Source organism: Tenuifilum sp. 4138str (assembly GCF_041102575.1).
GTDB lineage: Bacteria > Bacteroidota > Bacteroidia > Bacteroidales > Tenuifilaceae > Tenuifilum > Tenuifilum osseticum.
This window is the reverse complement of the sequence record NZ_JBGCUE010000017.1, coordinates 17076-27759: the sequence shown is the minus strand read 5'-3', so window position 1 is coordinate 27759 and position 10684 is coordinate 17076. Positions and strand designations below refer to the sequence as shown.

18 protein-coding genes are annotated in these 10684 nt (G+C 51.9%); 14 read left to right on the top strand and 4 right to left on the bottom strand.

The window, feature by feature from the left end; translation table 11 throughout:
• A partial coding sequence (locus AB6811_RS13430) for a hypothetical protein (protein ID WP_369491121.1) occupies positions 1 to 299 on the bottom strand: 299 nt, incomplete at its 3' end.
• On the opposite strand from AB6811_RS13430, the gene AB6811_RS13425 reads away from it, so the two are divergent.
• The 14 genes from AB6811_RS13425 to AB6811_RS13360 all read left to right on the top strand — a co-directional run bounded on the left by AB6811_RS13425 (position 273) and on the right by AB6811_RS13360 (position 7098).
• Positions 273 to 1355: a hypothetical protein gene (locus AB6811_RS13425; RefSeq protein ID WP_369491120.1), complete on the top strand. Its 1083-nt coding sequence runs from the start codon at positions 273 to 275 to the stop codon at positions 1353 to 1355. The genes AB6811_RS13430 and AB6811_RS13425 overlap by 27 nt on opposite strands.
• A gap of 21 nt (positions 1356 to 1376) precedes the next feature.
• On the top strand, positions 1377 to 2246 hold the full coding sequence (locus tag AB6811_RS13420; protein WP_369491119.1) for an AAA family ATPase: 870 nt from the start codon (positions 1377 to 1379) through the stop codon (positions 2244 to 2246).
• Entirely contained in the window at positions 2246 to 2860 is a 615-nt protein-coding gene (locus AB6811_RS13415) for a hypothetical protein (RefSeq protein WP_369491118.1), read from the top strand. Before AB6811_RS13420 ends, AB6811_RS13415 begins: the two co-directional genes overlap by 1 nt.
• Positions 2861 to 2862: 2 nt before the next feature.
• Positions 2863 to 3288, top strand: a complete 426-nt coding sequence (locus AB6811_RS13410) for a hypothetical protein (protein WP_369491117.1) — start codon at positions 2863 to 2865, stop codon at positions 3286 to 3288.
• A 1-nt stretch (position 3289) separates the two neighbouring features.
• Positions 3290 to 3517, top strand: a complete 228-nt coding sequence (locus AB6811_RS13405; RefSeq protein ID WP_369491116.1) for a hypothetical protein — start codon at positions 3290 to 3292, stop codon at positions 3515 to 3517.
• Positions 3504 to 3740, top strand: a complete 237-nt coding sequence (locus AB6811_RS13400) for a hypothetical protein (protein WP_369491115.1) — start codon at positions 3504 to 3506, stop codon at positions 3738 to 3740. Before AB6811_RS13405 ends, AB6811_RS13400 begins: the two co-directional genes overlap by 14 nt.
• Positions 3727 to 3945: a hypothetical protein gene (locus AB6811_RS13395; RefSeq protein WP_369491114.1), complete on the top strand. Its 219-nt coding sequence runs from the start codon at positions 3727 to 3729 to the stop codon at positions 3943 to 3945. The genes AB6811_RS13400 and AB6811_RS13395 overlap by 14 nt, the downstream gene beginning before the upstream one ends.
• 4 nt (positions 3946 to 3949) lie before the next feature.
• Positions 3950 to 4612, top strand: coding sequence for a DUF3164 family protein (locus AB6811_RS13390; RefSeq protein ID WP_369491112.1), 663 nt, complete (start codon positions 3950 to 3952; stop codon positions 4610 to 4612).
• Positions 4613 to 4648: 36 nt separating this feature from the next.
• Positions 4649 to 4963: a hypothetical protein gene (locus AB6811_RS13385; RefSeq protein WP_369491111.1), complete on the top strand. Its 315-nt coding sequence runs from the start codon at positions 4649 to 4651 to the stop codon at positions 4961 to 4963.
• 2 nt (positions 4964 to 4965) lie between these two features.
• A complete protein-coding gene (locus tag AB6811_RS13380; protein ID WP_369491110.1) occupies positions 4966 to 5268 on the top strand; it encodes a hypothetical protein in 303 nt (100 codons plus the stop codon).
• Positions 5261 to 6088, top strand: a complete 828-nt coding sequence (locus AB6811_RS13375; RefSeq protein WP_369491108.1) for a hypothetical protein — start codon at positions 5261 to 5263, stop codon at positions 6086 to 6088. Before AB6811_RS13380 ends, AB6811_RS13375 begins: the two co-directional genes overlap by 8 nt.
• Before the next feature lie 102 nt (positions 6089 to 6190).
• On the top strand, positions 6191 to 6373 hold the full coding sequence (locus AB6811_RS13370; protein ID WP_369491107.1) for a hypothetical protein: 183 nt from the start codon (positions 6191 to 6193) through the stop codon (positions 6371 to 6373).
• Between the two features lie 34 nt (positions 6374 to 6407).
• Positions 6408 to 6734: a hypothetical protein gene (locus AB6811_RS13365; RefSeq protein ID WP_369491106.1), complete on the top strand. Its 327-nt coding sequence runs from the start codon at positions 6408 to 6410 to the stop codon at positions 6732 to 6734.
• Positions 6735 to 6801: 67 nt separating this feature from the next.
• Positions 6802 to 7098: a hypothetical protein gene (locus AB6811_RS13360; RefSeq protein ID WP_369491105.1), complete on the top strand. Its 297-nt coding sequence runs from the start codon at positions 6802 to 6804 to the stop codon at positions 7096 to 7098.
• Here AB6811_RS13360 and AB6811_RS13355 read toward each other — a convergent pair whose 3' ends face one another.
• The 3 genes from AB6811_RS13355 to AB6811_RS13345 form a co-directional block, all read right to left on the bottom strand.
• The gene (locus tag AB6811_RS13355; RefSeq protein ID WP_369491103.1) at positions 7099 to 7536 is read right to left on the bottom strand and encodes a tudor domain-containing protein; all 438 of its coding nucleotides are present in this window, start codon (positions 7534 to 7536) and stop codon (positions 7099 to 7101) included.
• Between the two features lie 17 nt (positions 7537 to 7553).
• Complete coding sequence (locus AB6811_RS13350; RefSeq protein WP_369491101.1) at positions 7554 to 8075, bottom strand: phage virion morphogenesis family protein; 522 nt, start codon at positions 8073 to 8075, stop codon at positions 7554 to 7556.
• 130 nt (positions 8076 to 8205) lie between these two features.
• Positions 8206 to 10683, bottom strand: coding sequence for a phage portal protein family protein (locus AB6811_RS13345; protein WP_369491099.1), 2478 nt, complete (start codon positions 10681 to 10683; stop codon positions 8206 to 8208).
• Position 10684: the final 1 nt, after the last annotated feature.

Sequence of the window (10684 nt, the reverse complement as noted above, 5' to 3'; positions counted from 1 at the left end):
TACCCTTTGGGGAGTGGGTGCACGACTACTACCTGCAGTTCCTGTCGGGTACGCTCAGGATTGCCGATGCCGAAACGGGTGAGCTGTTCGACCGCGACGATTTCCGCGACCGGAATGGCAACTACCTGATAATAAGCCAAGCCACGGTGTGGAACGTGCTGAACAAGCCCGATAACGCACTGGTGGTTGACCGCCTGCGCAAGGCAAGGATCGACCACATCACGCAGGCCACCCCATTCAACCGCCGCCGCAAGCCCGAGTACAGCCTCAGCATGGTAACGCTCGACGACTGGCAGCATAATATACGCACCACCGAGGGCGACAAGCTTAATGCCTACACCGCCTTTGACGTGGCCAGCGAGGCCATAGTGGGCTGGGCATTCGATAGCCGCACGCCCGATCGTACCATGGTGCTCGACTGCCTGCGCAGCATGTACGCCAATCTTACCTCAAACGGGTTACCCTGGCCGCTGGAGGCACAGGTGGAGAACCACCTGATACGCGACATGGAGGAGCAGTTCAGGGGATTATTCCCGCACCTGACCTTCTGCACGCCGGGGGTAAGCCGCGACAAGCACGCCGAGAACTACATCCGTATGCTCAAGCACGGCACCATGAAGCGGCACCAGCCCATTGGACGTTGGTACGCCAAGCACGATGCCTACAAGGTAAAGAACATTGCCAAGGACGAGGATTTGAAGCAGCCGCGGATGGCCAGGGATGAGCTCATTGCCACCACGCTGGAGTACATACACGAGTACAACCACAGCCTGCACAGCAACCAGAAGCGGTATCCCGGAAAAACCCGCTGGCAGGTACTCATGGAGAACGTTAACCCCAAAGCCTTTATGCAGCGCGAGCAGGTGCTGCGGTACATAGGCCACGTTACCGAAACCAGCATACGCAACAACGACTACATACGCCTGCAGTACAACGACTACTACATCGAGAGCTTCGATGCGTTAAAGCTGCTGAAACCGGGTAACTACAGCGTACAGGCCTACTGGTTACCCGAAGCCAACGGAACGATTGCCGAAGCCTACCTGTACCAGGATGCAACCTACCTGGGACGCGCATTACCCTATGAGCGTTACAATACGGCAAAAGCTGAGCGTACCCCCGACGACGAGCGCATACGCACCAACCAGGCCAAGCGCCAGAGCCACTTCTTTAAGAAAGAAAAAGAACAGCTGGCTGCTAAATATGTTAAGGTGGCCCTGATAAAGGACGAACAACAGGTTGACCCCGACAACATAAGGGTGGAACTCATTGAGGTGGAACCCGCTGAACCCGAATGGGACAAAATAGATGATAATAGCGACGATGTTGCAACACGTGCCATAAATAGCCTTTAAGTCTAACTAAATTCTTAACTTATGCTAAACACAACCATAAAGCAGCAGATAACCGATGGGCTAAGGGCCGAGCTGTCCAAGTACCCATCGGCAAAAAAAATGGCGGTTGCCCTTGGCATTAGCCCGGCGCAGCTTAGCCGGGTGCTAAAGGGCGAAACCGAGATGGTGCTGAGCGATGCCAACTGGCTGAGCATAGCCCGCCGTCTCAACGTTGCCCTGGGCAATGCGCACCCCATAGTGGCCGCCATAACACCCACCTTTGAGTTTGTTACCGCCCAGCTGGAGCTGTGCCAGAACGGGAGCCTGAGCGCCATGCTCTGCGACATTGCCGGCATTGGCAAAACCTTTGCCGCGCGGCACTATGTAAGGCAGCACCGCCATGCGGTGTACATCGATTGCAGCCAGGCCAAGAGCAAGCAGAAGCTCATCAGAACCATTGCCCGGGAGTTTGGCGTGGAGTACACCGGTAGGTACGCTGATGTATATGCCGACCTGGTATATTATCTGCGCAGCATTGAGAAGCCCCTTATTGTGCTGGATGAAGCCGGAGACCTCGACTACTCGGCCACCCTGGAACTCAAGGCGCTATGGAACGCCACGGAGTACCTGTGCGGCTGGTACCTGATGGGCGCCGACGGGCTACGCGCCAAGTTCGACCGGCAGCTGCACAACAAAAAAGTGGGCTACGCCGAGCTGTTCAGGCGCTTTGGCGAGCGGTACCAGCGCGTAACCCCGGAGGGGAGGGAGGCCATGGAGGAATTCCGCCGCCGGCAAATAGCCATTGTGGCCAAAGCTAACGGCCTGGTAAACGTGCAGGAGCTATATCACAAAACGCAGGGATCGCTTACGCGCCTGTACATTGAGATACAAAAAATTAAACAGGTAGCCTGATGAAACGAGCCTACAACCCCACGCAGCTTGATACAAAGCGGCTGATCACCATGCCGTTCGACGGCGAGTGGCAGGCGCTTATGGGGCAGCCCGAGCGCGCCGGCAGCTGGCTGATATGGGGCAACAGCGGTAATGGCAAGACCAGCTTTGCGCTGCAGCTGGCCGGCTATCTAACCCGATTCGGTAGGGTAGCCTACAACTCACTTGAGGAGGGCATCAGCGAATCGCTCAAAAGGAATGTGCGCATTAATGGATTGGTAGGGGTTAAGCGCCTGCTGCTGCTCGATAAGGAACCGATGGACGAGCTGGTGGAGCGGCTTCGGCGGCCCAAGGCGCCCAACATTATCATCATCGATTCGCTGCAGTACTGCGGTATGAACTACAGGGAGTACAAGCAGCTGCGCGATGAGTTCCGCTCCAGGTTATTCGTGTTCGTCAGCCATGCTGACGGGAAGGAGCCGGCCGGCCGAACCGCCCGAAGCGTGCGATACGACGCCAATGTAAAGATATACATTGAAGGATATAGGGCCTACGCCGTGAGCCGCTACGGAGGGGGTGAGCCCTACATTATCTGGCAATCCGGCGCTGAAAAAGTTACACCAACAATACCATAGCCATGAAAGCAAAAAAACAACACACACACGCCAAACTACTTCGCCAGTACCATGCCATGTGTCGGGTGCTGGGCATAGGCCCCGATGAACGTAAGGCCATACAGGAAAGCTACGGGGTGAAGAGCAGCGCGGAGCTAACCGATAGCCAGCTGCTGGACCTGATAGCCCGTATGGAGGGGGATGCCGACCGGTGGCGCAAACGGGTTATGGCGGTAATTGGAGCATACCTCAGGCGCATCAACTACCCCGAAAGCGCCGCAACCATTAAGGCGGTTGCCTGTAGGGCTGCCGGCTACGATAGCATCAACCAGATACCGGTATCCCGATTGCGTGAGATCTACTATGAGTTCTTAAGGCGTAATCGCACCGCCGAAAGCGTGAGATACCTGGTAAGCGAAATTGAATTTGAACTAACCAAGCTCAACTAATATGAAAACATTAGCTAATCAATTGGGGAGCGTTGACGACATCCGCAACCACCTCAAGCACCTCAATCCGGCGACCGTGGATGAGGCCCGTCATGTGCTTGCCTACCTCGACAAGTCGTGGATAGATGAGATTAACAATAGGGCGCGTAGCAGTGTACTCAAGCTGCTGGATGCCAAAAGCAATGCCATTTATAAACAATTTAATGTTAAGCTGTATGGAGAAGAATAGTCTGGAGTACCAGCTCGATGAGCTGAACACCCGCATAGCGCTGCATAAGCATAAAATGGAGATAACCGTAACCTCATTTGAGGAGTACCTAAAGCTGAAGGACCAGCTCAACCGGATGCTCATCAAACGCATATCGCTAGAGCAACGGGTAAAGAGAACCCGTACACACTACCGCCCAAGAGTATACGAACCAGATATAGTAATATGCCATGATGAACTTTAGGAAAAAAAGGAATCCGGCAGTGGTAGAAATGGAAATACAGGCACTGAAGCGCCTTATTGAAAGGCGCAACGGCTGGCTTATGAACCCAGAAAACCGCATGCGCAGCACCTACGAAGCCGTCAGGCAGGACACACAGAGCATTGAGCTACAGGTAATTGAACTTGAGAAGGAGTTGAACGAATTGTTGCAGAACACTAATTTCTAAAGCTATGGAACTTGACATTAAGAATCTAACCGATGAGCAGCGCCGGATATTAAAGGCGCAGCTGGAAGCAGAGGAAAAAGCCCAAAAGGAAAAGGAGCGCCGCGAGCGCGAGACCTATGAGCAGCTAAAGGATGCCCAGGTTAGGGTAACCTTTAGGGAGCTGCAGAATATAAGCAGCATGCTGGAGCATGCCAAGCTGAAGGTGTTTAGGGATTTTGAGGCCATACTGGCCATGAAAAAGGAGCTGTTTGGCCTCACGGAAGACAGGATGCTGGAGCAGGAGAGCCATACATTTACAACAAGCGATGGCAGTATGAGCATAATCATTGGGCACAACGTCATCGATAGCTGGGATGAGACCGTATCGGTGGGCATCCAAAAGGTAAACCAGTGGCTTACCAGGTTGGCCAGGGATGAGGAGAGCGCAGTGCTGGTTGGGTTAATACGCGACCTATTAAAGCCAAACAAGGACGGGGTGCTAAAGGCCAACCGGATACTCGACCTGAGCAAAAAGGCCAGCGAACTAGGCGACCCGGAGCTTATTGAGGCCGTTGAGCTCATACGTGACGCCTACCGCCCCACGCGCACCAGCACCTACGTAAAGGCGCGGTACGTTGATGAGTATGGGCGCAAGCAGTGGCTGGCCCTTAGCATGAGTGCTGTATAATGTTTGCCCACCGGATTACCGGCTAAATTATGAATCATGAACAAGACATTGGACAGTATTATAATGGAGAATAGCAAGCCCGTACGCATGCTTACCGCACCCCGCAGCAACCTGTTAAAGCTGTTTGTTACAGCATTTTTACAGGTGTTCCTGGTGAGCGCTAACACCTATTTTATAAGCCGTATTGCCTGGTTGGGCATAGCGGCCTGTGGATTCGGCATAAGCTATCTATGGACGCTCAACGTCCGTCGTATAAGCGCGGGCACCCATGTTGAGCGAGTAGTATACGCCACCGGCGCCATGCTGGGTGGACTAATGGGCGTACTAACTAGCAATCTCATAATTAAATAGCAATGGAACGGTTCTACATACAGGATGCAACGCTCATGGGCTACGGATTTAGGCGCACACAGATCGATGAGGACGCTACCCGAAGGTACGTGTGCTTTGAGATGCAAATTGATAGTGTTAGCACCATTACCGTTACCTATACCTATCAACTTAACGACAATGGGCTATGGTTCCTTACAACAAGCCGCATTGAGCTGATTGCCGATGGCATTGAGGTGCCCACCCGCGCATGTAGCCTGGATGATTTAAACCAGCTATACCGATTGCTATCGGGTAAGGAGCTGGAGGAGGTACACCATGATTGATAAGCTGCTGCAACGCTACGGCGTGGGATGGGCGTTGGCGCTACTCGTGCTGGAGCTTACGTACATCAATTCCAAGAGCCTGCACTACCTGGTGCAGGGGCTTGCCGTTATCGATATGCTGTTCGGGGTTATCGGTGCGGTGGCCTTTAGCATGGTAACGGTGCTCATCATGCGGCTCAGCAGGCGGGGCTGGCTCAAGGTGGTTTTCCCCCTGTTCGATGTGGCGCTCGTGCTATGTGGATTTAATTTACGCTATGCCGATGAGCTGCTCGATAATCCCGTAAGGTTTTGGCTCACAGTGTTCCTAGCTCTATTTACCGGTCTTATTACGTACTCTCTCGGTCAGATCAATGCGGAGCAGCACGATAGCCAGGCTGAGCGGCAGGCGCAGCAGCGTATCAACGAGCTGATTGATAAGCTGCACCGCCGCGAGCAGTCCTACACGGAGCTGCAGGTTAGGCACAACGAACTTACGCGTAAGATTGACGAAACGGAGCGTATCCTTGCCGATACGCATCAGAAGCTAATTGAATCAACCCGAAAGCTTGCCGTTATGGAGCAGAATCAAAGCGAATCGAAACGTATCGCTGCTGAATGCAGCACGTTACAAAGCGAAGTCGATGCGTTGCGCGAGCGTAACGGTTACCTGGAACGGGTATCAAAAATCATGCTTCGCAACAGCATACTCTACGAGGCCTGGCTGGCCACCAAAAAGCGCTCTACAAACCAGCGCGATGCAGAGATTATAAAGCTCGCCGAGATGATCCGACAGGGGCAGCCGGTAGAGCTAAACATGTATGAAAAGGTATTGCAATCCTAAACACATTAACCTATGGAGGAGTACATATCAGTTATTAATCTCATCTTGGCGGTATGCCTGATCGTACTGCTAGGGGTAATAGGAACGTACATCGTGGGGCGTATGCTCCCATTTTCCGTTATGGGGCTCAGCGATGGCTACCTGTTAACCTCTCCGGGTCGTAAACCCATATACGCAGCCACACGTCACGACCTGAACTTCTACATTAAAACAAGCCTGAAAAGGGGCAGGCGATGCACCCTATACGCAATTCATAACGGGATGCTGTATGAAATCCCATTTTAGTTAACTATATTTGAACAGTAAAATTTTAAACGCAATGAAAAAAATAGTACTAATTAGTTTGCTGATGGCCCTGGTATTAACCTCCTGCTACGAGGGGAATCATACCTTTTCGGTAATCATTACGGGCAACCAGGAGACCTACAAGGTGAGCTACCGCGATAACAAGGGCGTATGGCGCGACACGGTAACCGTTCGGAACGGATTTGGCATTTACAACGAGTACAGCTCCGACTGGCAGCTGGACCTGATTGCGATTGGCGACAGCGTACACGTTGAAGTGTTCAGCCGGTATAAGTCCATCAAGACGTTTCACGGGCGCGATACCCTTGAGATACACGAGGTAATTAAATACCATAATTAACCGCCCGTGTTGAAAAAACTCCCCTTCGGGGGAGTTTTTTTTTAAAAACAGCGCATATATTGTGCACATGAGCCTACAGAAGTACTTTAGCAGCAAGCAGAACACCAGAACCGGGCAGAAGGGGCGCAACCCCGACCTGCTGCAGCGGCGCGACCAGAAGCTGGCCTACCGGTTCTACTACCACGCCCAGCTCCGGGGGCTAAGCTACAGCGACACCCTTAAGGTGCTATCGGAGGAGTTCGATTTGTGCGAGCGAGTGGTGGTGGACAGGCTACGCGCCAACCAGCAACTCGTCGATGAGCTGTTTGCGAGTCGGCCGACGGCTACGCGCCTAAGGCGCGCCTACCCATTTTATACCTGGTAGCTACACATCGTCGGTAAAGGTGGTCTCGTATACGCAGCTGTACACCCGTATGCCCGCAAATCGCCTATCGGGAGAGAGCGATCGCCGGCTGAACGCCGAGAACATGTTCGTTGAGTAGCCCTGCATGGCAACGTGCACCTGATCTATCACATCGAATAGTTGTAGCGCCTGGTTGCGCTTGATGGCCGGCGATAGGCTATCGGTGGGCAGGGGCTGCTCAAATGCCAACGTCAGGATTACCCGCGCGGTAACCAGCTGGCCGTTAAGGTCGTTATCCTCGCACGACAGCTCCATGTCTATAAGGCAGCATGGGAACGCCACGGCGGGCCTAAGGTCGCTGGCCAAGGCCTCTAGTTGCCCCATATCAAAATCTATCATACGTATCGCCGGAACCCGGTCGGTCAGGCGTGCCAAAACGGTGTTGTAAAGCTCTTTCATGGCTATTTAAACTGTATTTAATGTTTGATGAAATTCGAATAGGCCGCCCTGATTGAATCGATAAGCAGCTTTCTTAGCACTATTGAATGTCCCATGAATTGCCGCTTGGGGATGTTAATTCTCAGGTACCTTTTCTTTGTTAGCGCAAGCCCTTTCCAGCGGTCGTCGCCGGTTTTATACTTCATGGCCCATGCGAACTTGCGCATGTCTCTGGTTACCGGCACAGTAAGGGTAGCCCCCTCATTGTGCACAGCTGCATAGGGTACCTGCTGGCTACCTGCCGATATAACCACACGTTGTGGCGTAACCCTTGAGGGCCTAACGCTCGCCATTAGGTTGCCGCTGCGCACCAGCAACGATCCGCGGGTAGGGGGATTCTTTGCCGGTGGCCAGGGACGATTATTTACATCGGCCTTAACCGTGAAGCGCTGCTTGTAGAACTCCGTTGCCTTTTCGGCAATAATGCGGGGTACCACAACCTGTAAAAAATTCTGGTCGAGCCGGTCGAAAAATTTATATAAATCGTTGAATGTTGCCATTTTATTTATTATATTTGCTTTAAGTGCTGGCCGCGGATAAGCCAATGCCACGCAGGCGTAGCGCCCGCAGCGGTGCCTGAGGAATACTCCAGCGCGAGCCAGCTCGATACGCCAGAGTAGCACGTAAGTGCTACTTTTTTATTAGCAGGCCCCGTCTGTAGATATTTTCCAGGTCGAGTGAATTCAACGTGAACCATGATTTAAGCATTAATTTCCCGGCGATAAGCTGACTTACTGCTACAAATACGGTATCCTTGTAATACTTTATTAGAATATAATTATCAAATTTGTTTGCTCTTGCATTATAATCGTTAATCCAGACCTCATCAGGGGTTTTTATCGCTTCCTCAAGTGCATTAAGCAATAGTGTCCTATTCGATTTTTTCCTGGTGGTATGGAAATTGAAATTATCATCTTCAATAGTTACTGCACGATTTCTAAAATCGTAAAGGGTAATTGAGGTATTAACCCGATGCATATTAGCCCAATCAACAGCAGAACCGTTGTAGGGCATTAATACATTAGCTTGCGTGGCAACAATCCCGGCGGCTGGCTCAAGTCCATAATCTAAGTAATATATTTTATTTAGATACTTGCTTTCATTACCATAATATTTGTTTATATACGATTGATTGGCGGAGAAAACTAAACCTTCTTTTGCTCTGTTAATGCCAAACCCCTGTTTAACGTTACGCTGCCATTCTGTTGATTTTAAAAATACATTCAGGCGCTTGCGGCTCGCATCAATCTGTTCTCTGCTTACCTCATGCTTCATTCTGGGAACTACGTAGCAACGACAGTTCCACCCATTTGGCGGGTAGATATTATCCCATACCGATGACCCTCTCTCAAAGACAGGGAACACTGTACCATGTAACCTGGCATGTTCCTCCCTGACCTTATCATCACCAATGGTACGGTACTCCCAGAATGGAAATAATTCGACATTAGCAAGTAAACGGTAGTAGGTTGCGCTTGATTCGGCAACATGATATGCCGTATCGAACTCGGTTCTGAGCCAGGTACGGTTAAACACGTTTGTAACGCTTTCGGCACGCTTGCGGAAATCATCAAAGCCAGACGAATCCCTGAATAGCTGGTTTAGAACCTGCACCTCCTTTAGCGTTTTAGCGGCGCTAAAATGGTAGAGGTTGGTTTCCATGGCCGTTTTTAGTGCGTCTGGCTCAAAGCCGTACTCAAAATCGGCAAAGTTTTGGGTAGCAAAGCCAGCATGGAGTGCCCGAATAAGGGCGTCCGAGGTGTAGCGAAAGAGCTCCGCATCGAAATAAGGGCTATCACCATTGGCTATACGATGCAGAAGCGCATCGGTATCAAACTCGCCAATATCGGCAAGGTTAATATGGTGGGTGCCACCACAATCCCGGCAGATTTGACGGTTGTGAATTGCCCCCGTTTCGGGGGCTCCCACGAAAAAACGTACCAAACGCGTCCACCAGTTCTCCGTTGAGTCGGCCTGATCCGTTACGCCAGCCACAGGTTTTTTGGTCGATTTTGGCTTAGGCCTGCCGTAAGTCTCATAGAAGTAGTCATCGTCGAGGGCTATCCCCAGCTCGTTAACCAGCCGCACGTCCATATCGAGCTGATCCTTGAGGCTTAGGCTCTCGCCAGCCTCGGCAAAGTAGAAGTAGCCACCGTCAACCGGGTAGCCACGTTTGGCCAGACGAGGCAATAGCTGGGTGTTAAGCACACGCTGCACAAAGCGGCGGTCGGCCTTATTGATGGACTCCTCCACCTCCTTATGCGTTTCGCTCTGTGAACGTGAGCTGCCGTTTTGTGTGGTCATTGTCTGACCTAATATTGTAATAAGCAGCTCCTCGTTGCATGCCTGGCGAAACTCGTTGTAGATGGATGAGCTTGAATGCGATGCTGATGCCTCGTGTGTCTCCACTTCAGTTTCCTTCGGGATAACCATCCACGATGCGCTACCGGCTGCCTCAAGGGCCTCTTCAAGTAGCTTGCGTGACTCCTCGTCGTGGCTGCTGTACTTGCCTATGCGGCGGGGCATTCCGAACAGCTCCACAAACTGGCTCCAGTCGCCAAAGCCCCCACGCTTGTAAATGGCAAGCGGTGCTGCCCTCAGGAGCAGCCCCAGGTTATCGTTACGCCCCACGTCGAGTAGGAAATCATCGTTGGTGTAGGGGATGCCCGTCGTGTCACCCGGGTTTGGTGTAATAACACCATTTACGGTGTTTATATGCTGACGGGGTATGCTATACGCATTGAATCCATTGCTAAAATCGAGCTCTATGACAGATTTCCCGTAGAAAATGGAGAGCATGACCTCCTTGAGAAGGTATTCAAAGGCGGGCGAGTCAATAAGGTCGTCAAGCTCCGGAACGCTCTGCTCGTTTTTCCCCTTAAAAACCAGATCGGCGTTGGTAATGGCCATAATGCGCTTTTCAATTGCGTTGCCGAGCACCGGATCGAGCATTATATCATCGTACAGGTCGTACAGCTTAGCCCGTTTCCCCCTATCGGCTTGCTTTAGCGCCATGCGCCACTGCCCCACGTCGAGCACGCCGCGGCTATTTGGCTTAATAACGATGGAGTTCACCACCAGCTGTTTCCTTTCTTTTCGGGTTGCCATA